Annotated in this window: 21 protein-coding genes and 3 pseudogenes; 16 read left to right on the forward strand and 8 right to left on the reverse strand. The window is 68.6% G+C overall.

Going from position 1 to position 26,424, the window contains the following annotated elements; all coding sequences use genetic code 11:
• Positions 1-4: 4 nt before the first annotated feature.
• The 3 genes and pseudogenes from ACPEE0_RS00735 (at position 5) to ACPEE0_RS00745 (ending at position 3,624) form a co-directional block, all read left to right on the forward strand.
• Entirely contained in the window at positions 5-1,375 is a 1,371-nt protein-coding gene (locus tag ACPEE0_RS00735) for an FMN-binding glutamate synthase family protein (protein WP_424573759.1), read from the forward strand.
• Between the two features lie 115 nt (positions 1,376-1,490).
• Positions 1,491-2,117 carry a helix-turn-helix domain-containing protein gene (locus ACPEE0_RS00740; RefSeq protein WP_424573760.1) on the forward strand — a complete coding sequence of 209 codons (627 nt, stop codon included), beginning with the start codon at positions 1,491-1,493 and terminating at the stop codon, positions 2,115-2,117.
• A gap of 218 nt (positions 2,118-2,335) precedes the next feature.
• Positions 2,336-3,624: pseudogene (locus ACPEE0_RS00745) on the forward strand (ammonium transporter).
• 178 nt (positions 3,625-3,802) lie between these two features.
• Here the strand turns inward: ACPEE0_RS00745 and ACPEE0_RS00750 are convergent.
• Entirely contained in the window at positions 3,803-4,786 is a 984-nt protein-coding gene (locus ACPEE0_RS00750; RefSeq protein ID WP_424573761.1) for a family 43 glycosylhydrolase, read from the reverse strand.
• 156 nt (positions 4,787-4,942) lie between these two features.
• Between ACPEE0_RS00750 and ACPEE0_RS00755 the strand changes: the two genes are divergently transcribed.
• The 3 genes from ACPEE0_RS00755 (at position 4,943) to map (ending at position 8,628) form a co-directional block, all read left to right on the forward strand.
• Positions 4,943-5,989: a DUF808 domain-containing protein gene (locus ACPEE0_RS00755; protein ID WP_424573762.1), complete on the forward strand. Its 1,047-nt coding sequence runs from the start codon at positions 4,943-4,945 to the stop codon at positions 5,987-5,989.
• A gap of 297 nt (positions 5,990-6,286) precedes the next feature.
• A complete protein-coding gene (locus tag ACPEE0_RS00760) occupies positions 6,287-7,774 on the forward strand; it encodes a DUF222 domain-containing protein (RefSeq protein ID WP_424573763.1) in 1,488 nt (495 codons plus the stop codon).
• A gap of 71 nt (positions 7,775-7,845) precedes the next feature.
• Positions 7,846-8,628 (forward strand): type I methionyl aminopeptidase, encoded by a 783-nt coding sequence (map, locus tag ACPEE0_RS00765; RefSeq protein ID WP_407710171.1) that lies wholly within the window; start codon positions 7,846-7,848, stop codon positions 8,626-8,628.
• Positions 8,629-8,693: 65 nt separating this feature from the next.
• On the opposite strand, the pseudogene ACPEE0_RS00770 reads toward map, so the two are convergent.
• Positions 8,694-12,219: pseudogene (locus tag ACPEE0_RS00770) on the reverse strand (SNF2-related protein).
• Between the two features lie 219 nt (positions 12,220-12,438).
• On the opposite strand from ACPEE0_RS00770, the gene ACPEE0_RS00775 reads away from it, so the two are divergent.
• From ACPEE0_RS00775 to ACPEE0_RS00790, 4 genes are all read left to right on the forward strand, one after another.
• Positions 12,439-13,290 carry a DMP19 family protein gene (locus ACPEE0_RS00775; protein ID WP_009359420.1) on the forward strand — a complete coding sequence of 284 codons (852 nt, stop codon included), beginning with the start codon at positions 12,439-12,441 and terminating at the stop codon, positions 13,288-13,290.
• Between the two features lie 157 nt (positions 13,291-13,447).
• Positions 13,448-14,128, forward strand: coding sequence for a protein tyrosine phosphatase (locus ACPEE0_RS00780; RefSeq protein WP_354175718.1), 681 nt, complete (start codon positions 13,448-13,450; stop codon positions 14,126-14,128).
• Between the two features lie 197 nt (positions 14,129-14,325).
• The gene (locus ACPEE0_RS00785) at positions 14,326-14,889 is read left to right on the forward strand and encodes an RNA polymerase sigma factor (RefSeq protein WP_009359422.1); all 564 of its coding nucleotides are present in this window, start codon (positions 14,326-14,328) and stop codon (positions 14,887-14,889) included.
• The gene (locus tag ACPEE0_RS00790) at positions 14,882-15,541 is read left to right on the forward strand and encodes a hypothetical protein (protein WP_424573764.1); all 660 of its coding nucleotides are present in this window, start codon (positions 14,882-14,884) and stop codon (positions 15,539-15,541) included. The genes ACPEE0_RS00785 and ACPEE0_RS00790 overlap by 8 nt, the downstream gene beginning before the upstream one ends.
• Before the next feature lie 147 nt (positions 15,542-15,688).
• Here ACPEE0_RS00790 and ACPEE0_RS00795 read toward each other — a convergent pair whose 3' ends face one another.
• A complete protein-coding gene (locus tag ACPEE0_RS00795; RefSeq protein WP_407710169.1) occupies positions 15,689-16,252 on the reverse strand; it encodes a COG4315 family predicted lipoprotein in 564 nt (187 codons plus the stop codon).
• 177 nt (positions 16,253-16,429) lie between these two features.
• Between ACPEE0_RS00795 and ACPEE0_RS00800 the strand changes: the two genes are divergently transcribed.
• On the forward strand, positions 16,430-16,927 hold the full coding sequence (locus ACPEE0_RS00800; protein ID WP_407710168.1) for a sigma-70 family RNA polymerase sigma factor: 498 nt from the start codon (positions 16,430-16,432) through the stop codon (positions 16,925-16,927).
• A complete protein-coding gene (locus ACPEE0_RS00805) occupies positions 16,924-17,583 on the forward strand; it encodes an anti-sigma factor family protein (RefSeq protein ID WP_407710167.1) in 660 nt (219 codons plus the stop codon). The genes ACPEE0_RS00800 and ACPEE0_RS00805 overlap by 4 nt, the downstream gene beginning before the upstream one ends.
• Here the strand turns inward: ACPEE0_RS00805 and ACPEE0_RS00810 are convergent.
• Both ACPEE0_RS00810 and ACPEE0_RS00815 read right to left on the reverse strand, forming a co-directional pair.
• A complete protein-coding gene (locus ACPEE0_RS00810; RefSeq protein WP_407710166.1) occupies positions 17,570-18,055 on the reverse strand; it encodes an SRPBCC family protein in 486 nt (161 codons plus the stop codon). The genes ACPEE0_RS00805 and ACPEE0_RS00810 overlap by 14 nt on opposite strands.
• 42 nt (positions 18,056-18,097) lie before the next feature.
• On the reverse strand, positions 18,098-18,946 hold the full coding sequence (locus tag ACPEE0_RS00815; protein WP_407710165.1) for a DUF1206 domain-containing protein: 849 nt from the start codon (positions 18,944-18,946) through the stop codon (positions 18,098-18,100).
• A gap of 259 nt (positions 18,947-19,205) precedes the next feature.
• Here ACPEE0_RS00815 and ACPEE0_RS00820 point away from each other — a divergent pair, with 259 nt between their 5' ends.
• Both ACPEE0_RS00820 and ACPEE0_RS00825 read left to right on the forward strand, forming a co-directional pair.
• Complete coding sequence (locus tag ACPEE0_RS00820; RefSeq protein WP_407710164.1) at positions 19,206-20,783, forward strand: hypothetical protein; 1,578 nt, start codon at positions 19,206-19,208, stop codon at positions 20,781-20,783.
• A 2-nt stretch (positions 20,784-20,785) separates the two neighbouring features.
• Positions 20,786-21,229: a hypothetical protein gene (locus ACPEE0_RS00825; RefSeq protein ID WP_407710163.1), complete on the forward strand. Its 444-nt coding sequence runs from the start codon at positions 20,786-20,788 to the stop codon at positions 21,227-21,229.
• A gap of 26 nt (positions 21,230-21,255) precedes the next feature.
• On the opposite strand, the gene trmB is transcribed toward ACPEE0_RS00825, so the two are convergent.
• Both trmB and ACPEE0_RS00835 read right to left on the reverse strand, forming a co-directional pair.
• Positions 21,256-22,179 (reverse strand): tRNA (guanosine(46)-N7)-methyltransferase TrmB, encoded by a 924-nt coding sequence (gene trmB / locus ACPEE0_RS00830; RefSeq protein ID WP_009359575.1) that lies wholly within the window; start codon positions 22,177-22,179, stop codon positions 21,256-21,258.
• A gap of 94 nt (positions 22,180-22,273) precedes the next feature.
• On the reverse strand, positions 22,274-22,708 hold the full coding sequence (locus ACPEE0_RS00835; protein WP_424573765.1) for a hypothetical protein: 435 nt from the start codon (positions 22,706-22,708) through the stop codon (positions 22,274-22,276).
• Between the two features lie 134 nt (positions 22,709-22,842).
• On the opposite strand from ACPEE0_RS00835, the gene ACPEE0_RS00840 reads away from it, so the two are divergent.
• Positions 22,843-24,159 (forward strand): MFS transporter, encoded by a 1,317-nt coding sequence (locus ACPEE0_RS00840; protein ID WP_407710161.1) that lies wholly within the window; start codon positions 22,843-22,845, stop codon positions 24,157-24,159.
• Between the two features lie 9 nt (positions 24,160-24,168).
• Positions 24,169-25,553: pseudogene (locus ACPEE0_RS00845) on the forward strand (MFS transporter).
• A 2-nt stretch (positions 25,554-25,555) separates the two neighbouring features.
• On the opposite strand, the gene ACPEE0_RS00850 reads toward ACPEE0_RS00845, so the two are convergent.
• Positions 25,556-26,305, reverse strand: coding sequence for a class I SAM-dependent methyltransferase (locus ACPEE0_RS00850; RefSeq protein WP_407710159.1), 750 nt, complete (start codon positions 26,303-26,305; stop codon positions 25,556-25,558).
• Between the last annotated feature and the right edge of the window lie 119 nt (positions 26,306-26,424).

The raw sequence follows: 26,424 nt of genomic DNA on the forward strand, positions 1-26,424 counted from the left end.
CCCCATGACCATCACCTCCGTTCCCGCCCCGGCACCGGCACCCGCCGACATCACTGCGTCTGATTCCGCTGCGCTGGGTCTCCGCGAATCCGCCACGTTCGACCGCGCCACCATCGCCGACATCCAGCGCGCCGCCGCCACCGGCGTCTACGACATCCGCGGCTGGGGAGCCAAGCGCAGGGTCCCGCACTTCGACGACCTGCTGTTCCTCGGCGCCTCCATGTCCCGCTACCCGCTGGAGGGCTACCGCGAAAAGTGCGATACCGACGTCGTCCTCGGTGACCGGCACGCCAGCCGGCCGCTGCACCTGCAGACCCCGGTGACCATCGCCGGGATGAGCTTCGGCGCCCTGTCCGCCAACGCCAAGGAGGCGCTGGGCCGCGGCGCCAGCGAGGTGGGCACCTCCACCACCACGGGCGACGGCGGCATGACGCCTGAGGAGCGCGGCCAGTCCAGGCACCTGGTGTACCAGTACCTGCCCTCCCGCTACGGAATGAACCCGGACGACCTCCGCAAGGCCGACGCCATCGAGATTGTGCTCGGCCAGGGTGCCAAGCCGGGCGGTGGCGGGATGCTGCTGGGCCAGAAGATCACCGAACGCGTCGCCGGGATGCGCACCCTCCCGGTCGGGATCGACCAGCGCTCCGCCAGCCGCCACCCGGACTGGACCGGCCCGGACGACCTGGAAATCAAGATCGGCGAACTCCGGGAAATCACGGACTGGAAGACCCCCATCTACGTCAAGGTGGGCGCCTCCCGGCCCTACTACGACACCGCGCTCGCCGTGAAGTCCGGCGCCGACGTGGTGGTGCTGGACGGCATGCAGGGCGGAACCGCCGCCACCCAGCAGGTGTTCATCGAGAACGTTGGCATCCCCACGCTCGCCGCCATCCCGCAGGCCGTCCAGGCCCTGCAGGAACTCGGGGTCCACCGGAAGGTGCAGCTCATTGTCTCCGGCGGCATCCGCACCGGCGCCGACGTGGCCAAGGCCATGGCGCTGGGGGCTGACGCCGTGGCGATCGGGACCGCGGCCCTGATTGCGCTGGGCGACAACGATCCCCGCTACGCTGCTGAGTACTCGGCCCTGGGCTCCGCTGCCGGTTTCTACGACGACTTCCAGGACGGCCGGGACCCTGCCGGCATCACCACCCAGGACCCGGAACTGGCTTCGCGGCTGGACCCGGTGGCCGCGGGACGGCGGCTGGCCAACTACCTCCGGGTCCTCACCATGGAAGCCCAGACAATTGCGCGGGCCTGCGGAAAGTCGCACCTGCACAACCTGGAGCCCGAGGACCTGGTGGCCCTCACCATCGAGGCGTCCGCCATGGCCCGCGTTCCGCTGGCCGGGACCAGCTGGATCCCCGGCGCGCCCTGACAGGGGTCCGTTCCGCGGGCGCCGGCACGGCCGGCGCCCGCATCCTCGCCCGCCGCGCCCCTCGCACGCCGCGCCCCTCGCCCGCCCCCTGGAGGGCCTGCCTATGATGGCTGATATGACCAACCATGCCCGGGACGACGCCGACGCCGCGATTGACCCCGACGGCGGCACTGCCGCCCTCGCGGGGAAGCTGGAGCAGGTCATCGCCGCGCAGGTGCGCCACTACCGCACAGCCGGCGGGCTGTCCTCGGCGGAACTGGCGGCGCGCACCGGGTTGTCGAAGGCCATGATCTCAAGGGTCGAAACGGCCACCACGTCCTGTTCGCTGACCACCCTGCAGCGGCTGGCCGACGGGCTGAACGTGCCGGTTACCGCGCTGTTCCGCGGCGCGGACACGGACCGGGACGCCACCTTCACCAAGGCCGGCCAGGGCAGCCTGACGGTCCGTAGCGGCACCCAGCACGGCCATGAGTACCGGGTGCTGGGCACGCTCAAGGGCAGGACGGACGCCCTGGAACCCACCCTGGTCACGCTGACGGACGCCTCGGACGTGTTCCCGCTGTTCCAGCACCCCGGCACCGAATTCATCTACATGCTCACCGGAAAGATGGTGTACGGCCACGGCGCCTACGAATACACCATGGAGGCCGGCGATTCCCTGCTGCTCGACGGCGAAGGCCCGCACGGCCTGCTGGAACTGCTGGACCTGCCCATCCGGTTCCTGGCTGTCTCCGCCAGGTAATCACTGGGGACTGCGATACCCCTGAAACTCGCGTGTGGATGACTGAAACCATCATTTAACACACCCGAAACCCAGTTCAAAACCCGCGCCATACAGTTGGAACCAGACGGCAATAGCCGCCCTCCGCTGAACGCGGTACTGACTCCGCGTCCCTCCTGACGGAGTGGCTCTGACGCGCGATTTCCGTTCTCTCCTCGCATCACGAAAGGGGTTTCCCAATGGATTCGGGAAATGTCGCTTGGATTCTGGCCAGCGCAGCGCTGGTTTGCATGATGATCCCCGCCCTGGCCCTGTTTTACGGGGGCATGGTGGGTTCGCGCCGCATCCTCAACATGATGATGATGTGCTTCGGCGGCGCCAGCCTGGTGGCCGTCCTGTGGGCGCTGTTCGGGTACTCGCTGGCCTTCGGGAACTCCGTGGGCGGCCTGGGGCTGATCGGTGACGTCACCGAGTTCCCGGGCATGGGACAGCTGCTGGCCGAGGACGAGGGGGCGTCCATCCCGGTCATCCTGTTCGCCGCGTTCCAGCTCTTCTTCGCCTGCGTCACCACGGCCCTGGTGGCCGGTGCGGCGGCAGGACGCATGAAGTTCGGCGCCTGGATGCTCTTCGCCGGTATCTGGGCCACCATCGTCTACTTCCCCATTGCGCACTGGGTCTTCGCCTTCTCCTCGGCGGACGGCAGCGTGACCGGCGGCTGGATTGCCAGCGGCATCAAGGCCATCGACTTCGCCGGCGGCACGGCCGTGCACATGAACGCCGGCGCCGCCGCCCTCGCCCTGGCACTGGTCCTGGGCAAGAGCTCGGGCTGGCCCAAGATGGAACACACCAAGCCGCACAGCCGGCCGCTGGTCCTGTTGGAGCCGGCCTGCTGTGGGTGGGCTGGTTCGGGTTCAACGCCGGCTCGGCACTGTCCGCCGGCCAGTCGGCGTCGGTGGTTTTCCTGAACACCGCCGTGGCAGCGTCCGCCGGCCTGCTCGCCTGGGCCCTCGTTGAGCGGCTCCGCAACGGCGCCGCCACCAGCATGGGCGCGGCATCCGGCCTGATCTCGGCACTCGTCGCCATCACCCCCGCCTGCGGCGCCGTCAGCCCGCTGGGAGCTGTTGCCATCGGCCTGATCGCCGGCGCTGTCTGCTCGCTGGCCATCGAGCTGAAGTTCCGGCTCGGCTTCGACGACTCGCTGGACGTCGTCGGCGTCCACCTGGTGGGCGGCATCCTCGGAACCCTGCTGATCGGACTCTTCGCCACCGACGCCGCCCCCAACGCCGTCAACGGGCTCTTCTACGGCGGCGGCCTGGAACTGCTTGGCACCCAGGCCCTTGCCACGGTCACGGTGCTGGCCTACTCGTTCGGCATCACCTGGATCCTGGCAAAGATCCTGGACAAGACCGTGGGCCTGCGCATCAAGCCGGAGGACGAGATGCGCGGCATCGACCTCGCCGCCCACTCCGAACTGGCGTACCTGACGGACGAGGACCCGGTGGAGCTCGGCTCACCGCAGCGCGGCTAGCCGCACCAGGGCCTTGGGCCCGCCCACGAATCAGGCAGAGGGCCAGGCCCTGGACCGGTGCCAGCAGCAGCTGGCTTATAGTTCCAGGGCTTGGCCCTTTGTCGTGCGCGCTGCCGTCAGTGCTCCGTGCACACCAGGACGCCATCGCGGACTTCCAGGACGGCGGCCCGGACGTGGCTCAGGCGCGTGCGCGGGTCCGCGTCCATGGTGCCGATGTCCTCCCGCCCCAGTACGGGTGCGTGAAGTAGACCAGCAGGGCCCGCTCCGCACCGTCTTCGCCGGCGGGAAGCGGCACCACGTCCGCGTGGCGTCCGACGACGGGCCTGCCGCCTGTCATTTCGGGCGCGGTGAGGATGAGGCCGTCCAGGTGCTCCTGCCGGGTCCAGTTGCCCGCGGCATCGTCAGAGCGGTAGACGGCCTGGCCCCGCCATTCGTCCACGATCATCCAATACGTCCCGGCGAGCCGGAACACTTTGGGTCCTTCGTGGGCGCGCCCGGGAATCGCGACTCCTTCCAGGACCCACGATGCAGGATCCTCCGGCGTGTCACTGACCGCGCTGAAAGTGTTGCAGTCGCGCTTTTCGTCCTTGTACCAGAGCCGGTAGCGGCCGTCCCCGCAACGTGCCACGGCCGCATCGATGACGCGCGGGGAGTCCAGGTCAACGGCACCCAGGTATTCCCAGTGCTCCAGGTCCTTGCTGGCGAACTGCACAATGCCCGCCTGCCCGGTCCAGTCCGTCCGCACCCCAGGCAGCACGGTCAGGTACATGATCCACTGGCCGCCAATGCGAACGACATCGGGCGCCCACAGGGTTGCCGGCTGTCCAGTTCCCGGCGGCACGAGGCCCTCCACTGTGCCCTGGTAGCTCCAGGTAGCGCCGCCGTCCGAGGACCGGGCGACGCCGATCCCCGTGCCGTGCACCCATTCGACCCCCGTCAGGCCTTCCTTCGTGGCGCGGCGCTGCGTGTAGAACAGGACCCACTCGCCTTTGAGGTGGTCGGCCACGAGGACCGGATCCGTGGGGCCGTCCCACACCGGGTCGCGGTAGGGAACCTTGAAGGCGTCGGGGCGCAGGGGAGCCAGGGTGGCGACGGACTTCTCCGTGGCAGGTGTAGCCGGCACAATTTCTCCAACGTTGTAGTTGTGGTTGGGATCCAGCATAGGCCGCATTGTCCGGCGTGAACATCGGCTGCTTGGTTCGCGTTCGGATCCCTCCACCGTCATGCGTGCGACGTATACTCCGAACATGCCAATCACGAGCCTCAACCGAAGCAAGCACGCTCAGCAGTCCGCCGTCGGGAAGCGCGGGAGCGAACTGTGAGCGGCGGTCTCGTTGCCCTGCTGGATGACGTCGCAGCCCTGGCCCGGATAGCGGCCGCCTCGGTGGACGACGTTGCGGCCGGAGCAGCCAAGGCGGGTGCCAAGGCCGCTGGCGTCGTCATTGACGATGCCGCCGTGACGCCGCAGTACGTCTCCGGCAGGGACCCGTCCCGCGAGCTGCCGATGATCAAGAAGATCTTCTGGGGCTCGCTCCGGAACAAGCTCCTGATCATCCTGCCGGCCCTGCTGCTCATCAGCGGCTTCGCCCCGTGGGCCATCCCGTTCATCCTGATGTTGGGCGGCACCTACCTCTGCTACGAGGGCGCCGAGAAGGTATGGCACAAGATCCGCGGCCACCACACAGCGGAAGAAGACTCGCCGGCGGTGGACCGCGGACCGGGTGCCGAAGCCAAGGTGGTCAAGGGCGCCATCACCACCGACTTCATCCTGTCCTGCGAGATCATGGTCATCTCGATGAACGAGGTGGCCGCTGAGTCCCTGTGGATCCGGGCGCTCATCCTGGTAGTGGTGGCCCTCGTCATCACCGTGTTGGTCTACGGTGCGGTTGCCCTCATCGTGAAGATGGACGACATCGGCCTCCACCTGACCACCAAGGACTCCGCCGGCTCCAAGCGCTTTGGCGAACTGCTCGTCAAGGGGATGCCCGCGGTGCTGGCGGCGATCACCTTCATCGGGACCATCGCCATGCTGTGGGTTGGCGGGCACATCATGCTGCAGGGAGCCTATGACCTTGGCTGGCACGCGCCGTATGACCTGGTCCATGTCCTGGAGAAGCCGTTCGTCGGCATCGCGGTGGTGGGCGGCTTCCTCGCCTGGCTCGTGAACACCCTGTGCTCGGCAGTGCTCGGATTGGCTTGGGGCCTGCTGGTCATGACTGTTGTGCACCCTCTGCTGAAAGCCCTGCCCTTCGGAAAGAAGACGGGCGGGCACGAGGAAGGCGACATCCGCGCCGAGCTTGCCGGATACCGGCCAACGAAACGGGATGCTGATACCGCCCAGCGGGAAGGTGATTCCGCACATTAGCCCGTAGCCAACTGCCCCCGCTGTTTTGTCAGACCGTCGTGCCATGCTTTGGATATGGGACATGGAGCCACTTATGGCGCAGGCGGCGGGGCCGGGATTGCGGCTGCCGTGGCGTCGGTGGGCGGCTTTGTTGAGGATCTTGACGGTCTTGTGAACGGGCCTGCGTTTGTCGAAGCTGATGACGTTGCTGCCGCCGGAGGTGGGGATCCGTTGCGGGCGTTTGCTGATGGGTGCCTGGAGGGGTTGGCGATAGTCCGCCGGGCTGAGGCTGCTTTGGCTGCGGTGAAGGTGCGCCTGGTGGACGGGCATGTGGGCGCGGTGCACGCGTTGGAGGATCCGGCTGCGGATCCGGGGTGGGCCAAGGGGCAGGAGGCGGCCGTGGTGGCCGAGGTAGCCTGTGTCCTGGCCATCGGCGAACGTGCCGCGGGTTCCTTGATCGGTGCCTCGCACGCCTTGACGAGTTCCCTTCCGGCCGCGCTGGACGCCCTGCAGGCCGGTGCCGTCCCGTGGCAGAACGCCCAGATCATCGTCGATGAAACCGCGGGCCTTGGTGCGGACGCCACGGCGGCCCTGGAAGCGCGCTTCCTCGGACTGGAGGCTACCAACCCTGACGCTCCTGCTGCCGTACCTGGTGGCATTGCGGGCGAGTTGCCGCCGGCGAGGTTGCGGCGGAGGGTCCGGTCCTGGCGGGAACGCCACCAACCAGAGTCGATCGAGAAACGCCACGCGAGGGCTGTGGCCCAGCGGCGGATGGAGTATTCGCCGGACCGGGACGGGATGGCCTGGGTCTCGCTGTGCCTGCCCGCGGACCAGGCCAACGCGGCGTGGAACCGGACCCGCGCGCTGGCCCGCGGCCTCCAAGGTCCGGACGAGCCCCGCACCTTGCCGCAACTGATGGCGGACATCGGAGCCGCCGCACTTTTAAGCACCGGAGCTGATGCGCCGGCCGGTACCGGGGTTGGCTGCGGTCCGGGAGCAGATGCCAAGGTTGCCGGTGAATTGGCGGAGGTCCCTGCGCTGGGAGCGCAGGTGCTGGTCACCGTCCCGGTGTTCGCCCTGCTTGGCCTCACGGATGAACCTGCCGTGCTGGATGGCCATGGCCCGGTTCCGGCGTCGATGGCCCGGCAACTCGTCGCCGACGGTGCGGCGTCGTTTTACCGGGTGCTGGTGGACCCGCGGGACGGGGCTCCGCTGGAGATCGGCCGAACCAGCTACCGGATTCCTGTGGCGATGCGCCGGTGGTTGAGGTTGCGGGACGGCAAATGCCCGTTCCCCGGGTGCAGCAACAACTCGCTCGATAACGAAGTCGACCACTTGTTGGCCTGGCACCATGGCGGGGCCACCGGAATCAGCAACCTGGGACAGCTCTGCCCGAAACATCACCGTATGAAACACACCTCCGGCTGGGAACCCACCCCCGCCACCAAGAACCGCCCACCCGGCTATGTCTCACCCTTCGGCCGAAGCTACACCAGCGAACACCAGGACTGGGAACCACCCCACCTGCCACAGCTGGGCGAGGCGCAAGGCCTGCAGGAGGCAGATGGCTCGAGGATCCTGGCAGAGGCTGGTGAGCGACAAGGCTGGCCAGGCATGCCGCACCCGGACACTTGGCCGGACTTCGCCCGCCTGTACCCCGAACCGCCCATCGAGGAGCCGCTGAGCAGGAACCTTGAGGACCCCGACGACCTTCCGGCTGATGATGACCTCTGGGAGGAGTTCTACGCCCTGCCGTTTGTCCTGCCAAAGGACCCGTTCGAGGACCGGGAGCAGGCGCCCGTGTAGCGGCTTGCGCATCATGCTGTCTCCGCCGCAGGATGGGGCCCGTACTGTAGTTGGTTCGAGGAGGCTGCCCCATGATTGAGATCCTGAATTCCGCCGAGGTGGCCAGGGCGAAGGAAACCGGCGCCCTGGTGGCCAACATCCTACATATGCTGAAGGGCCGCACAACGGTGGGCACCAACCTCCTGGAGATCGACGCCTGGGCCAGGGACATGATCCTCGAAGCCGGTGCCGAATCCTGCTATGTCGATTACGCGCCGTCCTTCGGGCGCGGACCGTTCGGCCACTACATCTGCACGGGCGTCAACGATGCCGTGCTCCACGGGCTGCCGCACGACTATGCCCTGGCCGACGGTGACCTGCTGACGCTTGACCTCGCCGTCCTGAAGGGTGGCGTGGCGGCGGACTCTGCCATCAGCTTCATCGTGGGCGAAACCAGGCACCCGGAGAGCGTGGCCCTGATCGAGGCAACAGAGCGGGCACTGCGCGCGGGAATCGCCGCTGCCGGGCCGGGGGCGCGCATCGGCGACATCTCGCACGCCATCGGCTCGGTCCTCAGCGACGCGGGATACCCCATCAACACCCAGTTCGGTGGCCACGGCATCGGATCCACCATGCACCAGGACCCGCACGTTCCGAACGCCGGACGTCCCGGCCGCGGCTTCAAGCTCCGGCCCGGGCTGCTGCTCGCGCTGGAGCCGTGGGTCATGGCGGACACCGCAGAACTGGTCACCGACGCCGACAGATGGACGCTCCGGAGCGCCACGGGCTGCCGGACCGCGCACAGTGAGCACACGATCGCGATCACCGAAAGCGGCGCCGAGCTCCTGACCCTGCCGCCGCAGGGGCTTTCGTAAGTAGCCCAGGGCTTTCCTAGATAAACGCCGGGCAGCCTTGGTTCCGCAGGGCAGCGAACAGCCCCTTACTCCTTGAACAGCCCCGCAAGGTCCTCGGCCGTGATGGCACCGCCGGCCAGGGCGTCGCCCTCCATGACGTCGGCGAACAGCTGCGACTTCCGGGCCTTGAGCGCCATGACCTTTTCCTCGATGGTGTCCTTGGCAACCAGCCGGTACACCATGACGTTCCGGGCCTGCCCGATCCGGTGCGTCCGGTCCACGGCCTGCGCCTCCGATGCCGGGTTCCACCAGGGGTCCAGGAGGAAGACGTAGTCGGCCTCCGTGAGGTTCAGCCCGAAGCCGCCGGCCTTCAGCGATATCAGGAACACCGGCGCGCTGCCGTTCTTGAACTCGCTGACCACGTCGGCACGGTTGCGGGTGCCGCCGTCGAGGTAGCAGTACTCGATGCCCTCCTCGTCAAGCCGCTCGCGCACCTTCCCCAGGAACCCGGTGAACTGGCTGAAGATCAGCGCCCGGTGGCCCTCCGCCACGAGGTCCTCGAGCTGCTCGAACAGGACATCCAGCTTGCTGGACCGGATCCCGGACAGGCCCGGGTCAACAAGGGACGCGTCCAGGCTCAGCTGCCGGAGCAGCGTCAGTGACTGGAAGATGGTGAACCGGTTCTTATTCACGTCCTCGATCAGCCCCAGGATCTTCTGCCGTTCGCGCTGCAGATGCGTCTGGTAGACCTTCTGGTGCCGCGGGTTCAGCACCACCTCCAGGATCTGCTCCTGCTTGGGCGGCAGGTCCTTGATCACCTGGTCCTTGGTGCGGCGCATCATCAGCGGACGGACCCGGCGGCGGAGCTTGTCCAGCTGCCCCTTGTCCCCGTTCTTCTCCACAGGCTTCTGGTAGTACTCCGCGAACCGCTTGGGACTGGAAAACAAGCCTGGCGCCACAATGGAGGTCAGCGCCCAGAACTCCATAAGGTTGTTCTCCAGCGGCGTGCCGGTGATGGCCAGCTTGAAGGCGGCCGGCAGCTTGCGGGCGCACTGGTAGGCCTTGGACTGGTGGTTCTTCACGAACTGCGCCTCGTCCAGCACCAGGCCGGACGCAGGAGCGGGCGGCATAGGAGTCGTAATCGATGCGGAACAGCGCGTAGGACGTGATGACAACGTCCGCGTCCGCGAGTGCCGCCGCCGGATCCTGTCCGTTCTTGGCGAACGTCTCGCCCACCGCCTGCACCTTCAGTCCCGGCGCGAAGCGGGCCGCTTCGGCCGCCCAGTTGCCCACCACGCTGGTGGGCGCCACCACCAGGAAGGGCGCGACGGCGGCGGGCCGGGTGACGCCATCCGCTGCGGAGCCGGCGGCAGCACCGCCGTCGGGCGCCTCCGCATCAGCGCCGGCTGCCGCCAGCGAGAGTTCCTTCGCCGCGCACATCAGCGCCAGCGCCTGCACGGTCTTGCCAAGGCCCATGTCGTCGGCAAGCACGCCTCCCAGGCTGTGCTTGTACAGGAAGGTGAGCCAGTTGAAGCCCTCCAGCTGGTAGGGGCGGAGCTCGGCGTTCAGCGACGCCGGCAGCGGAAGCCCGTCCGTGCCGCCCTCCAGGAGGCCGCCCACGGCGGAACGCCAGGCGGCAGCCTGTTGGTCCACGATCCCCAGCTGCGCCAGCTCGTCCCACAACCCGGCCTGGAAGCGGCTGATCTGCAGCGGCGCGTCCTTGTTGTCCTGCAGCGATCGTGCCTCTTCAATCAGCGCCCGCAGCTGGTGCAGCTCCGGCAGGTCCAGGGAGAAGTACGCGCCGCTGGGCAGCAGCATCTTGGTCTGCCCCGCGGCCAGCGCGGAGAACACGGCAGCGAAGGACACCGGCTGCCCCTCGAGGGAAATCTGGATGCCCAGGTCGAACCAGTCGCGCTGCTCGGTGGCCTTGGTGGAGATGGAGACCACCGGTGCTTCCTCGGCCTCCCGGTAGTCGGCGATGTCGCCCGCTGTCTCCACCTCAACGTCCGGCGCCTGGCGGAGCCGCGGCAGCACCTCCTCGGTGAAAGCCAGCGTGTCCAGGCCTGCCAGCTCGGCCGACGCCGCCAGCCGGGGAGTGCCCCAGCCGCCGGTTGCGGACTCGCCCAGGGCGGGAACCACGTCCCACGGCTGGCCGATGCCTTCCAGGATGCGCGCTTCTGCAGTGTCGTCGCGGTAGCCATGGTCGCCGGGATGGCGCCACAGCGGCTGGGCCGTGACCAGGTTGCCGCTCTTGTAGTGCCACTCCCAGTGCAGGCGCACTCGGTGGTCGGCCCCGTAGTTTGCCAGCAGCGAGAGCGTGGGAACAGCAAGGGCCGGCAGCTCCACCGATTCATCGCGGGCGGTGACCCGCGCCTTCTGCTTGAGCTTCGGATAAAAGCCGGTGAGGAAGCGTGATTCGTCCTTGGCAGGAATATGGAGCGTGCTGCCGGCCGTGACGAAGGCCAGCAGTTCCTCGCTCAGGCCGGTCTCCAGCGGTGCCAGGGTGATGACACCGTCGGGATCGGGGACCCCCGGCAGCGCGGCCTCGCCCGTGGTGAAGAACAGCCCGTGCGCCGGCCGTCCTATCGTGCCCACCGCCGCCGGATCAACCGGGCTTCCGTCCACGGTGATGGTGGGCGCTAGTTCCAGTCCGCCGTCGGGCGCGGCGTCCTGTCCGCCGCCGCCCTCAGCCTGTGCGCCGTCCCGTCCCGCGCCGTCCGGTCCCGCGCCGTCCGGTCCCGTGCCGTACCGTCCAAGGTTGAGTCCGACGGCGGCAGGGGCCTCGGCGATCCGGACCGGCTCGGTGCCGCGCGAGTGCACCAGCGCGAGCCCGATCTTGCGGGCGTCGGACAGCAGGCTCCACAGGTTCTTGCCCGAGTAGGAATTCAGGCCCAGCCACAGCCCGGACGAGTTGTGCATCCGGCTGGCGGAGGCGGAGTGCGCAGCGGCGAATTCCTGCATCCACTCGATATGCGCCTCGTTGCACTCCCGGCGGAAGTTCAGGTAGCTCAGGGTGTTCCAGGAGACATCGCCGCGGATCCACTTGCCCTTGGCGCCCATGATTACCGGGCGGGCCTTGAGCTGGCGGACGCTGCGCACCGGATCCCGGCGGCCGGTGTAGGAAAAGTGCGGTGCCGGCTCCTCGATTTCAAACTGGAGCGCCAGCGGGACGCCGTTGGCTGCGGGGGCGTTTCCGGCCTGCGAGATGAGCGGGCTGAGCGCCTGCTCCCAGTCGGACAGGACAGCGCCGGCGGGCTCCCGGGACACCTGGGTGGCAACCCCCGGGGACAGCAGCTGCACGCGGATGGCCGGATTGTCCTCCGCGGCAAAGAGCAGGGCAGCCACGTGCTTGCAGTCCTTGCGCACCGGGCAGCTGCAGACACCAACCGTGCAGCTCCAGCCGCCGCCCCTGCGGACCAGCTTGGCGGTGGTGGAGTAGGGCACGTCGGCGCCGCCCCGGACCTTGCCCAGCATGAGCCCGGTCCCGGCGTCGAACGAGATCCCGGAGACGCGGCTGCCCATGGCATAGGCAAGCCCGGCCGCCAGGGAGCGGTCGTTGATGGCGGGGGTCTGTATTGCCAGATCCGTACTCGCGTCCGGTTGGGATGGAATGGCGTGCGCTACTTTCGGCAGGACACGGCGGAGCCGCGTCCGGTGGTTGGCTATCTGATCCATCTTAGTTCGCCGGGCCCCGCGGTGAGTTCGGCGGCAACTACGGCTCCCTACCGAAACTTCGCTTGACGTTCATTTCTTCCTCAACGGCGCGGTACCCCGGCGCACGTAGCGTGAAAAGCGTCCCAAGCAGCACCGCCATCAGCAGTGAGGATTTCCATGATCACCAGCCAGCAGCCCGTCATCCTGACCAGCAGCAGCATCGAAGCACGCGATGAGGAGGTGGTGGATGCGAACGTGAGCGTGGTGGACGCCATGCACACCGCGCTCCTGCACACGGACGAGATGTCGCCGGTGGCCGTCCGCAGCTACTACGTGGACTTCTACCTCACCCAGGCGCTGGAAGGCGGCTTCGCGCAGTACGCCTTCGTCGCCGTCGACCGGGCCGAAACGGACACCTACGTCCGCGAGGGGATGGCCGGCATGGGCGCCGCCGCCCACCTGGAGCTCTTCAACCGCGCCGTCGAAGCGTACGACCACCTCTCCGAGGAGGAAGAGGAGTTCTACCTCGACGGCGGGCTGGACGACACCGAGGAGACCCCCGACGCGGTCCTCCGGATGGAGGAGCTCGACGGCGAGTTCGAGGCACTGCTTGAGCGCGAGAACATCACGGCGCTCAACGCCGCCTGGCTGCGCGGGCAGGCCGACCTGCTGGTCCTCGACGACGAGGAGGTGGGCGCGTACATCCAGCAGCTCGTTGCCCAGATCCCGGACCTGCCCGAGCGCCAGGCCAAGGCAGAAGCGGAGGCACTCGAGGATGCACCGGACTTCGAACTCATCATCCGTGAGCTGTGCAGCATCGTGGGCTACGAGCTCGTCAGGATCACCATGGGCGATCCCAACTACATGCACGACGGCGAAAGAACCCTCGCCTGGCACTTCTCCACCGACCACGGTGACTTCCTGATGGTCGAGGAGGATGACGAGGCCTTCATGATCAACCCGGAGACGCTCGAGATCGTCGCCGCTGTGGAGTTCGAAGAGGCCGGCGCGGATCTGGTCGGGGCCTAGCAGGCACGCGGGCTCCGCGGCGGAACAATGACGGAACAAAGGCGGCCGGAAAAATGTTTCCGGCCGCCGTAACCTTTCCGCGGCAAGGGGCGATGTAGGAGGTGATGGGTCCGCCCGGCGGGCCCGATCCGATAGTTGTCTAGGTTTGGAGTGCTTGATGTCTTTGTTCACCGTTCTCGCCAGCAGTAAAGTCGCCGCCTCAGTCCTGGCCGCCGGCACCCTGGCCGTTGGCGGAACCGGCGTCGCTGCCGTTTCCGGCGCCCTCCCCGCCGAAGCCCAGCAGACCGCCCACGAACTGTTCGGCGCCCCCGCCCCGGAGCTGGCTGCCGACGCAGCTGCCAAGGGACAGGCCATCGCTGAGGCCGCCACCGGAGCCGCAGCCGACGCCGACGCTTCCGCAGAAGCCGATGCTGCTGCTGACGCCACCGTGAGCGAAGACAGCGTGGCAGCCCAGGCTTCGGGCTCGGCCGCCGCCAACACCGCCGTCGACGCTGCCGGTGCAGCAGCCTTCGGCCTGTGCACCGCCTTCACCAACGGTGGCCTGAACGCCAACTCCGAGGCTTTCTCCTCGCTGGTAATTGCCGCTGACGGCGAAGCCAACGTTGAAAGCTACTGCGCCGATGTTGTTGCCGAGGCCGGCGCCGCCGCCGAAGCAGGCGCTGACGCCACCGGTTCCGCCGCCGTCGAGGTTGAGCGTCCCGAGGTTCCCGCAGTTCCCGCCGTTCCGGCCGTTCCGGATGTTGACGGCGAGCCCGCCGTTCCTGCTGTCCCGGCCGTTCCTGCCGTTCCCGCCGAAGCCGGCGACGTCGTGGAAGCCCCCTCGGTTTCCGTCCGCTAACCACGGTTAGCTAGGGTGGACCGCAGCTGTTGACCGCTTCGGTCCACCGCCCGGACTGCAGGACCCGCCCCCCGTCGGGGTCCTGCGGTCCGGCGCTGCCGCCGCGTACCGGGGCAGCTACAACCGACCATGGGGACTGGCAATCCACACTGGATAACCGGAGCGGCAGGAGCCGCCTTCCGGGATGGGAGCCGCTGGTGCTGGACACTCTGGCCCAAGAAGAAACCGACATATTCGACGATGCAGCCGGAACAGATCCCGCTGTGCTGTTCGGTGCTGCCTATCGGTCCTTCGCCGGCCCCGTCCAGGGCTATCTCAAGGCCCGCGGCGTGGATGATCCCGAAGCCGTCACCCAGGACGTGTTCATGGCGTTCTATCCCAAAATCGACGGGCTGACCGGCGGTTTGCAGGGTGCCAAATCACTGATTTTCTCCATTGCCCACGCCCGGATGGTTGACCACTACCGCCGGCTGGAGCGCAGGCCCCAGCTGACCCCCTACGACCCGCAGCATGATGCCCGCACCACGCCCTCCGCAGAGGACCACGCCGTGGAGCTGACCGGCGGAGCCGCCGACATGCTGGCCGGACTCAGCGAGGAACACCAGGAAGTCCTGGCACTGCGCGTCGTGGCGGACCTGTCCATCGAACAGGTGGCCGCCATCATGGGCAAAAGCGCCGGCGCCATCAAGCAGCTGCAGCGCCGGGCCCTTCAAAATCTCAAGGCACAAACACTCTCAAGAAACCAGGCGAATCATGAGTGACACCGCAGGATCCCGCAGCGACGCAGTCGTTGACCAGCTGCTGCTGGAAGCGGAACTGGACGACGACGGCCAGCTCCGCCCCGCCCTCCTGCAGCTCCGGGCCCTGGGCGACGTGACGCCGGAACCCTCTGCCGACGTCGCCGCCCTGCTGCAGCGTGCGCAGGCCGTACAGGCCGCCGCGCCATGCAATGCCGCGCCCTGTGACGCCGTGCCATCTGCCGCCGTGCCCGCGCCCGTTGATGAACTGGCCGCCAGGCGCCGCGCGAAGCGCCGCGTTGCGCTGACGGCACTGTCCGTGGCCGTCTCGCTCTCCGCAGGCGGTGCTGTCGCCGCCGCCTCGGACCGAGGCTTCCGCGACTCCTTCAACAATCTGCACCGGACCGTCACCTCGTTCGTCACCGGAACCGCGCCTGCCGCTCCCGCCGGCAACCAGGCGGAGGAGCCTGCCGCGCCGGCCCCGTCCGTCCCCGCTGCTCCGCCACCGTTCCCACGGCGCCCGCAACGGCACCCGAACCCGGCCAGCCCGCGGAGGCAGCGCCGTCGGACGTTCCTGCCGCCCCGGCGAAGGGCACCGGGGAATCCGACGCTCCCGGCAGGCAGCTGGAGGTCCCCGGTGCCAAGGACCTGCCCACCGCCGTCCCCGAAGACCTGACGAACGGGGTGGGCCAGCAGCCGCAGGTGCCCGTTCCAGGCCCGTCGGATCTGCACCTGCCTGAAACGCTTCCCGCAGTTCCGCTGCGGTAGCGGCGCCTGCGGCCCGATTGGTCAGCCGGTACGGCTGCGCGGGAACCAGCGGTCCCTAATAGGCGGCGCCGCCCATCTGGATCATGCCGCCGGCGGGGTCGGCCAGGTACCAGACGTTGTTGACTCCCTGTCCCAGGATGTCGCCGGGCTTGGCGTCCTGGGCGAAGTAGTACAGCGGCAGGCCGTTCAGGGTGACCTGCTGCTTGCCGTCCGGCGTCGTGATGGTGCCGAGCTCACCCGTCACACCCTCCGCCGACGGCGTGGCGGACGTGGTGAGTACCGGCGGCCACGCTGCCAGGCAGGCATCCGTGCAGGCGCTGGTTCCGGAATCCTTCACGTCCTTGGTGAAGAAGTACACGCTCCTTCCGTCCGCATCCACCACGATCTCCCCGGCGCTCGAGGAGGCGGTCATAAGGTCGACGGCGGCACCGGCCGTGGTGGTCGGCGTCGCCGACGGCGGCGAAACAGACGCGGCGGGTGCGGTTGCCGAAGCAGGGGGAGCGCCAGTGGTGACAGCCGGGCTGGTGTCCGCCGGCGTCGTTCCGGTGCTGCCGCCGCAGGCAGCCAGCGCCGCGGAAAGGGCCAGGATGGCGAGGCCTGCGCCCAGATGGTGTTTCATGGGGTGCTCCTTGGCTGGGCCCGGCGTCGGATCACCGGACGCTAACCGTATGACGCATCCGGGTGAAGAATGGTTCACAGCGGCTGCCCCCTGGCGTGAACTTTTGTTTGAACTTTTCTGTGGGTGGCAGCGTCTTCAGGTGGTAGGCAGAAACGCGGAACATGCGGGAGGGACGTCATGCCGCTCGACGAGGACGTGGTGGAGGCCATCTACCGCGAGCACGGCGCTGCCCTCCGGCGTTTCGTCCTCAGTGCCTCCCGGGATCCGCAGCTGGCGGAGGACGTGGTCCAGGAGACCGTGCTGCGGGTATGGCAGCACGCTCCGGAGATCAGCGGCAGCCTGCGCAGCTACCTGTACCGGACGGCCAGGAACATCATGATCGACAACTACCGCCGGGCGCAGCGCCGGCCGGAATCCCTTGAAAGCAGCCTGACAGATCCCGCCGACGCCCTGGAAAAGGTGGACGGGCTGCTCAACCGGGTGCTGGTGGAGGAGGCCCTCCTCCGCCTGAGCAGGGAACACCGGGACGTCCTGGTGGCCCTGCACTACCGCCGGTTCACCGTCAACGAGGCCGCCGTGCAGCTCAACATTCCCAGCGGAACGGTGAAGTCCCGCGCGTATTACGCGGTGCGGGCACTTCGGACAATCCTGGACGAAATGGGGGTGGAGGGATGAACGGCGCGGATCCCCATCAGCTGCTCGGTGCCTACCTGCTCGGCGGCCTTGACGCGCCGGACCGGGAAGCTTTCGAAGCCCATCTCCGTGCCTGCGGCGCCTGCCGGGAAGAACTGGCCGGACTGGAGACGCTGCCGGCAACCCTGGACGCACTTCCCGTTCCGGATGCGGTGGCGCTGACGGTCGCGTCAACCCTTGCCGCCGCTCCCGACGCCCCCGCCCCGCCGCCGCTGCTTGCGAAACTCGCGCGCCGCCGTCGGACCGTCCGACGGCGGTGGGTGGCGCTGGTGGGCGCGGTCGCTGCCGCCTGCCTTGCCGCGGGGATCCTGGCCGGGCCGCTGCTGGCGCGGCCCGAGCCGCCCGACGCCACGTATTCGGTACAGTCCGGAGGCGGGCTGCAGTTCAGCATCGATCTCGCCAGGAAGACCTGGGGAACGGAGCTGGCGGTGAACGGGAGCAGCCTGCCGCAGGACGGGACGCTCTCGCTCTGGGTCCGCGACCGCGCCGGCAGCGAGGACCGGGCCTGCTCCTGGACGGCAACACCCAGCGGCCGGGCGCGGGTCACGGGGGCCACGCCGATTCAGCTGGGCAGCATTTCCAGCGTGGAACTGCGGGACGGGACGCAGAACGCGGTGGCCGTCATCACCGTGCCCTGAGGTCGGCCCTGAACTCGGCCACCAGCGCCGGGTCCTCGCAGGCCCGGGCGAACGCCTCGATCCGGCGCTCGATCTCACGTCCCAACAGCCAGGTGCCCACCCGTTCCATCAGCGGCCGCAACACAGCCGGCCGGCACGAGAAGGTGTACTTCCAGACAGCCCGGGTCCCGCCGTCGTCGGGGGTGAAGCGCCAGCCGCCGCCGAAGTTCCCGAAGAACCAGGGCCCGGAGACCATGGTCATGCCAACGTTGCGGGGCGGGGCGTAGGAGACGTATTCGCTGACCATCGTCAGTCCCAGCCGTGAGCGGGTCCGGGTGCGGACACCCTTGCCCGCCGAACCGGCCCCGTCCAGGAACCCTTGGGAGGAGATGAACGGATCCCACTTGAGCCGGAAGGAGCCGGTGGTCTGGGAGAAGGCGAAAACGGTCTCCGGGTCGAGGCGGATGAGGCGTTCAGCGCGTACCTGGGGCATGGTCCCAGCCTAACGAGCCGCCACAGGATCCCGGTGCGGGTGTTACTGGGTCATCTTGGCAAGCCGCGCCCGCACGATCATGAACACCCCGTAGCAGATCAGCCCGGCGCCCACGGCCGCCAGCAGGTAGACGCCCAGGGGCTGGTCGCGGAGCGCGCGGAGGCCGCCGTCCAGGCCGGTGGCGTCCTCCGGGTGGGCCTGCAGCGTGGCGATGGCGATGAGCAGGCCGGTCAGGAACAGCACGATGCCCTTGGCCACGTACCCGGTCACGCCCAGCACGGTGACGGCCGTCCTGGCCTTCTGGTTGGCCGGCATCACCAGGTGCTTTTCGAAGGACTTCCGCAGGCCGCGGATGGCATACACCACGCCCGTGACGGCGATGGCGATGCCCAGCACCACCAGCAGGGCCACGCCGCCGGGCGCCTTCATGAGGTTGACGGTCATGTCGCTGGCGGCCCGCTGGTTGTCACCGCCCGAACCCGTGCCCCGGGCGAAGGACAGCAGGGTCAGCGCAAGCCCGGCAAAGACCAATGCCTGTGCCCCGGCCTTCGCCTTCTTCCCGGCCTTTTCCTTGGTGGGGAGGCGGTTGTAGTCAAAGATGGCGTCGCTGGTCTGCCACAGCGCCAGCGCGGCGCAGGCCGCAAAGCTGGCCCACAGCAGGAAGGGCCCGGCCGGCTGGGTTGAAAGTTCCGCCACGGCGCCGCTGAAATCGGCATTGCCGCTGCCGCCCATGGCCAGCCGGATGGCGATTGCCCCCACCAGCAGGTGCAGGATGCCGCTCGCCGCAAATCCTGCCCTCGCCAGCACCTCCAGTGTCCGCGAGTTGGTGACGTTCTCTGCGGCGCTTACGGCCTGCTTCAGTTCTCTTTTGATGGCTGTTCCTTTGTGCATGCGCGGCACCCGCGCGGTGGTTCACTGGTGTGCGTGCCCCACACAACCGTAATCGTCCCACGCGGACGGGGCCCGGAACAGTATGCGTGGCTCAGGGATTGCCAAGGGCAACTGCCGGGTGCCGGCATCGCGAATTCCGGCCGGAATCCCGGAGGGCGGCGATCCGATGGGGAGGGATCCCCATCGCCCATTGAGTGCGCTCCGTGCAACCATGGGCACGGCGGTTGAACACGCAGCGCACACTTTCCCGGGGGACCACATGACTTTTTACGGCGCCGACGTCAGCCAGTTGAGGGCGCTGGCCAAGGCGGCCGAGCAGGCCGCATCCCTCCTGAGCACCCGGGCCGGCGTGCTGCACGGCCAGATCCAGGCTGCGCCGTGGAAGGGCGCGGACGGGGAACGCTTCCGGCGGGAATGGACCGGCACCCACCGCCCCGGGCTGGAACGGGTGGTGGCCGGCCTGCGTGAAAACTCGAAGCTCCTGCTGCAGCACGCCGATGAGCAGGAGAAGGCCTCGTCGTCCTCCGGGTCCGGCGGCACCAGCCTGTGGGACCGGATGGCCATACTGGCCGGGCAGGCGAGGGACTGGCTCCAGGAGCAGGCCGCGGCAGCGGCCGCCGCCGCGGAACACCGGAAGGAGTTGGAGGCCGGCCTGGAACGCATGCTTGATGCCGGCCCCAGGGAGCAGGCGGAGTGGTGGGCAGGCCTGTCCGCCGCCGACCGGAAGTACCTGATCGAAGGCGTTGGCGAGGACGGCCCCTTCGCCGAGGACCTCATGCGGATGGACGGCGGCATCCCTGCCTCGGCCCAGGAACAGGCCAAGGACTACCTGCAGGAACTGGCCAAGGCGGACATTCCGGTTTACTCCGAAACCGGGAAGGCGTCCATCGAGGCGCGGGTGGCCTGGGTCCACGGCGGCGCGGAGGTGGGGACCGAAGTGGTGGAGAACGCGGACGGCTCCGCCACCATGAAGGTCTACGGAAACATGGGGCTGGGAGTCAATGACACCACCGGAACCGCCGGCGTCACCCTGAACGGGCAGGTATCCCGCGAGTACACCTTCGGCAGCGTGGAGGAGGCCATGGCCGCCCGCGAGCAGATGTACCGGGACCTGCCGCCGGACAGTGTGGGCGAGATCAAGGATGTGGCCGGCAACCCGCCGGACTACATCCTGGACACCATCAACAACGCCGCCGGCGACAACGGATCCACCGGCCAGACAGACAAGGCCAAGGGCACCCTCTCACTGGAGGCCGAAGGGGAGAGCGGCGCGGCAGCCGGCTCGGCGAAACTGGACCTGGCCTACGAACGGAACCTCACGGACGGCACTGCCACGGCCAGCGGCGAGGTATCCGCGCAGGGCAAGCTGAACCTCGACGGCCGGGTGTTCGAAGCCTCCGGCAAGGGAGGCCTGCAAGTCGCCATGGACAAGGACAGCAACATCTCCTCCGTTTCCGTCACCATGGACGGCACCGTGGCGCAGGGCGTGGTGGCCGGCACCGACGTGAAGGCGGTAAAGGTGGAGTCCTCCGTGTCCGTGGGGACGCAGGGCACCGTGAAGATCGACGTCGACTACTCACCGGAGAACCGCCCCGTCATCGACAGCTACCTCCGCAACGTGGCCCTTGGCAATGACATTGCAGCAGCCCGGGACGCCGCCCGGCTCTACGAGGCAGGGTCCGCCACAGTCCAGGTCAACAACGTTGTCACTGCTTCCAGCGAGGCAGGGCTGGACGTGAAGGTGGGTGAGGTGGAAGTCAGTACCGAGAACCAGTCCACCACCAACGTGTCCACGTACTATAAGGTCCCCAACGACACCAAGCTCGAGAGGCTGTGACCATGTCCGTCCACATCGAATCCCCGCTGGGATTCACGGCAGACTTTCCCGAGCACACCCAGGTCCTGGAGTCCTCCACTGCCGGACCAGGCAGTGAGCAGTACGGCCTGCCGGGCGGTGTCCTGGTGACCGTTATCAAGGACGAGACCTCCGTCCGGGATGCCCCGCAGGCCACTGGATGGGCGCATCTCATGGCCGGCTTCTACCTTGAGGAGCGCGGCGGGACCCTGCTGGCCGAGGGCGAACTGGACCTGCCCGGCAAGGCCGCCTACGCCGTGGTGGCGGGCTACGGCGACGCCGGCTCAGGCAAGGTGGCTGCCACCGTGGGTGTCTGGGAAAACGAACGGTTCATCGGCATCGTGGTGCTCTGGCCGTACGCCAGCCCCGAAGTGGAACCCCGGCTCGGCATGCTGAAGGAGATCGTGGCCGGCATCAGCGTCGGCTGACCCGGTTGTGCTGTTGGGCGTCTCCGCTATCGGCGGCGGTAGCAGAGATCGAAGATCAGCCGCCCGGCCTCGTGGGCCTTGGCCTCGAAACTGGTGCGGATCCTGCCTTCGAACCGGGGAGCCCAGCCGCCGGTTTCGTCGATGCCTTCGTTGGGGCCGGTGTGTTCCGTGCTTACCGGTGCGCGGCCTTCACGGACGGGGGCGCCTCCCACGACGGTTTCGACGCCGGACTGCCAGACCTGCGTGAGCGGGCTTTCGGGTCCCCGGCGCTCGCCGGTGTGCAGGTTTTCGAAGTCCTGGGAATCCGCCAGGACGTCGCGGACGTGGATGGCGTAGTTGGACCAGTCGGTGGCGATCCGCCAGAGCCCGCCGGGCTTCAGGGCGCGGGCTGCCAGCGCGGCGAATTCGGGCTGGATCAGGCGGCGCTTGTGGTGCCGGGACTTGTGCCATGGGTCGGGGAAGAAGACCCACAGTTCGTCCACGGACCCGGCCGGCAGCATGGTGGCGAGGACCTCGGGAGCGTTGGCTTCCACGACGCGGACGTTGGTGAGCCCGCGGCTGTTGATCTTGATGATGGTGTTGGCCAGGCCGGGGGTGTAGACCTCCACGGCAAGGAAGTCAGTGTCCGGGTTCTGCTCCGCGGCATGGCAGATGGCGTCACCCAGGCCGGAGCCGATTTCCACGATCAGGGGCGCCTTGCGGCCGAACTCCGCCTCGGCGTCGAACGTGTAGTCCGGGTGGACGGAAGTGTTCGCGACGTGCCGGGGGACGTCCACTGCCCACCGGTCCGCATGTTCTTCCCAGGCGGCCTGGCGGCGGCCCTGCAGGCGGGTGCCGCGGCGGACGAAGCTGACCGGCCGGCCGCCGTAGGTGCCGAAGGAGGCCTGTGTTCCGGGCGTGACCGGCCTCGGGACATGCGGCTGCTGGGGGTTTTCCGGGGATTCACTCATCCCTTCAAGGATACCGGGGCGGGAACCGCCGGAGGGTCCCGCCCCGGCCGGCGGGGACAGCCGCGGCCGATGGGGACAGCCGCGGCACGGGGCGTCAACGCATCATGGACACGAACCGCAGGGTCATGATCAGCCCCACGATGAAGATCACGCCGTTGATGCACAAGGCCGCCAGCGCCAGTCCGGACCCCTTGGTCCGAAGCCCGGACTTGCGAAGGGCGTAGCCGCCCAGCGAGGCAGAGATGGTGCCGAAGATCAGGGGCAGGCTCCAGAACACCAGGGAAGCCAGCCACGGATTCTGTGAAGGGCCGCTGTAAGGGAAGGTCAGGAGCATGGCAAAACGGGCGAACGGGGCCGTGAGCAGGAGGCTCGCGGGGGCAACGACCGCCAGCACAAGGCCGGCAACGGCTTTGCTGTTATGGTCGCTGCTTGCCGGTGCCGGAACGGCCTGGATGGGCGGGGCGATGTTCGCCGCCCCGACGTTCCCCGTCCCGGTGTTGATGTGCCCGGACTGTGGTGGCGTGTCCATGGTTCTCCCTGGTTGTGAGTGACTGGCCCGGCAGGTGCCCTTCAAACCTAGGGAGGCTGCCTGGCTGCCAAAAGGGCGCGGATGCCGTATGTGGACAACTCCTGCCCGCGGTGGGCGCCTGCAACAATGGGCGGGTGACGGAAGCGACGAACGCCGAGGCAAGGAAGCAGCGGCCGGGAAGCCCTGCCGGGAAGGCGCTGCATGCCCGGGCCGAGCCCGGCACCCTGGTGGACGCCGAGATCGATGAGTTGCCCGCGCCGCAGCCCACCCGGGTAGGAAGCCGGCGCCAGCTTGCCTACCTCGGCCTGTGCCTGGTGCTCATCGGGCTCAACCTGCGGACCGTGTTTTCCAGCTTTTCCGCGGTGCTGCCCGAGGCTTCCTCGCAGGCCGTCCTGCCCGGATGGGCGGTGGTGGTCCTGACAACCGTTCCAGTGACGCTTCTTGGGGTGTTCGCTCCGCTTGCCCCGGTCCTGGCGCGGAGGTTTGGCGCGGAACGCGTCCTGCTGGGTGCCATGGCCGTCCTGACGGCGGGGCTCCTGCTGCGCCCGGTGGAACTTCCGGCCGCAGGCCATCTGCCCGCCCTCCTCGCCGGCACCGCGGCCTGCGGCGCCGCGATAGCCCTCTGCAACGTCCTGCTTCCGGGCCTGGTGAAACGCGACTTCCCGCACCGGCTGGGCCTCATGGGCGGGCTGTACACCACTGCCATCTGCGCATCCGCCGCGCTGGGGGCGGGCTTTACCTACCCGGTCTACACAGCGACGGGGGAGTGGACAATGGCCCTGTGGTTCTGGGCGCTGCCCGCCGCCGTCGTGCTGCTGCTGTTCCTCCCGGTGGCCGTCCGGCAGCGGCCGGTCCGGCACACGGCCGTCAGGGACGGCGTCAACGTGTGGCGGTCCGCAGTGGCGTGGCAGGTGACGCTCTTCATGGTGCTGCAGGCCATGATGTCCTTCAGCGTGTTCGCCTGGCTGGCGCCTATCCTCCGAGAGCGCGGGGTGGACGGCGGGACCGCGGGCCTGATGGTGTCCGCCAGCATCGTCCTGCAGATGCTCGGCTCACTGTTCGCGCCGGCGCTGGCCGCGAGGTTCCGGGACCAGCGGGCCGTCAATACGGCGGTTGCCCTGATGACCGGCGCCGGATTCGCCCTCTGCATCTTCGGGCCGCTGGACCTGGTGTGGGTATGGGCGGGCCTGCTGGGGCTGGGGCAGGGCAGCCTCACGGCCGTGGCGCTGACGATGATCATGCTGCGGACCCGGGACGGGCACACCGCCGCGCACTTGTCCGGGATGATGCAGGGCGTGGGATACGGCCTGGGCTCCACCGGGACGCTGATGGTGGGGCAGCTGCACCAGGCCACCGGGTCTTTCGCGGCGGCCGGATTCCTGTTCCTGGGGGTCGGGCTGCTGGCGGCGGTCTTCGGCTACCGCGCCGGCCGCGACAGGTTCGTTGGCTAGGCCGTGACCGTGCCCGATCCCACCCTTCCAGCCACACATCCCGGCGCCGGGATCCTGCAGCGGCCCTACCTCTGGGTCACTATCGGCACGTGTGCCCTGGTGTTCCTCGCCGCGTTCGAATCCCTCGCGGTGACCACCATCATGCCCCTCGTCAGCCGCGAGCTGGACGGCGCCGGGCTCTACGCCCTGGCGTTCGCGGGCCCGCTGGCCACGGGTGTCATCGGCATGGTGGCGGCCGGCAACTGGTCCGACAGGCGCGGCCCCACCGCACCCCTGTACTCCTCCGTGGGGCTGTTCGTCCTGGGCCTGCTGATCGCGGGGACGTCCGCCAGCATGCCGATGCTCGTTTCCGGCAGGCTGGTCCAGGGCCTGGGCGGAGGCGCCCTCACCGTTGCCCTGTATGTGCTGGTGGCCCGCATCTATCCCGGTGTGCTGCATCCGAAGATCTTCGCGGCGTTCTCCGCGGCCTGGGTGATCCCGTCCCTCGTGGGCCCGTTTGCCGCCGGGATCGTGGCGCAGGTCTTCAGCTGGCACTGGGTGTTCCTCGGCGTGGTGGGCCTGGTCATTCCGGCGCTGCTGATGATCGCGCCCGTCCTGCGGGGAATGGCGCCGCAGTCGGCAAAAGCCCCAAAGGTCCCTGGGCGGTGGGCCGGCTCGCGTGGGCGGCGCTCGCCGCGGTGGCCGTGCTGGCGCTGAACCTGTCCGCGGAGGTTCGTATCCCGGGCCTTCCCGCAGCCACGGCGCTCCTGGCCGTTGCCGCCGTCGTCCTGGCCCTGCTGGCCGTCCGCCCGCTGGTTCCCCGCGGCACGCTCCTGTCCCGGCGCGGGCTGCCCAGCGTCATCCTGGCCCGCGGACTCGCCTCGGCCGGGTTCTTCGGCGCCGAGGTCTACCTGCCGTACCTGCTGATCGAGCAGTACGAATTTTCGCCCACCTTTGCCGGCCTCACCCTGACCTGCGGCGCGCTTGCCTGGGCAGGGGCATCGGCAGTGCAGGGCCGGCTGGGAACCCGGCTTCCGCACCGCGCCGCGGTGACGATCGGGGCGCTGATGGTCCTGACGGCGGTGCTGCTCGCCCTGGCCACCTCCGCGCTGTCCTGGCCTGCCGCCGTCGTTATCGGTGGCTGGATCTTTGCTGGCGGCGGGATGGGCCTGCTTTATCCGCGGCTGAGTGTCATGACCCTGGCCCTGTCCACCAAGGACAACGAGGGTTTCAACAGCTCCGCCATGTCCATCGCAGACTCGCTCGGCGGGGCATTGGCGCTGGCCACGACGGGCATCGTCTTCGCGGCATTTACGACGCCGGCGGCCTCCTTCTCCGGAGTCTTCGCCCTTGCCGCCGTGATCGCCGCAGCCGCGGCACTGGTGGCGCCGCGGGTCACCACCAGGCGGCCGTAGGGTCAGGTCAGACGGGTGGCCCGCAGGACGACGTCCGCGATGGTGGCGTGCTCGCCGTCCGGCCCGGTCACCGGGCGTTCCCGGCTGGTGAGGACCTCAAGCTGCCACCCGGGACCGTCCAGCCCCAGTTCCCTGACCAGTTCATCCCCGGTGTAGAACATGTCCCGGTGGTTGTGGTGGCTGGCACCCCACGGTGGAAGCCGGTCCGGATGGTGCCCCACCACCAGCAGCGTCCCGCCCGGTTTCACCGCAGCCGCCGCCGTCCGCAACGGCCCCTGCCAGGCGAGTTCCTGGGAGTGCAGGAACTGCGAGGTCACCAGGTCGAAGGCCCCCTCCGGCTGCCACTGTTCCAGGTCGGCCTGCTGCCAGGTGATACGGCTGGCAATGGCACCGTCGGCCGCGTGGACGCTTTCCCTTGCCAGCGCAGCCTTTTCATGCGACTGCGCGCGTTCCAGTGCGACGGCGGACACGTCGACGGCGGTCACCGTCCACCCCTGCTGCGCGAGCCAGATGGCGTCTGCACCCTCGCCGCAGCCCAGGTCCAGCGCCTTGCCCGGCTTCAGTCCGCCGGCTTCCCGCACCAGCTGGGGGTTGGGTTTGCCGCTCCACATCTGCGGCTTGGTGCGGTAGCGCTCGTCCCAGACCGAGGCGGCGTCATCGCCGCGGATCCCGCTGCCGATGCCGCCGGGACCGCCGCCCGGGAAGGGATCGCCGTGATGCCTGTCGTGGTGCTGTGCAGCCTGTTCGCTCATGCCTCAACACTGCCCTGCCCCGCCTGCTGAGGCAACGCCCCCCGGGCCGGCGGGGCAGGGCTAACCCGCGCGGGATGCTAGACTGGTGAAACTTGATGTGCAGTGATGCCCGGGTTCCC

Source organism: Arthrobacter sp. SD76, from assembly GCF_049726125.1.
GTDB lineage: Bacteria > Actinomycetota > Actinomycetes > Actinomycetales > Micrococcaceae > Arthrobacter > Arthrobacter nitrophenolicus.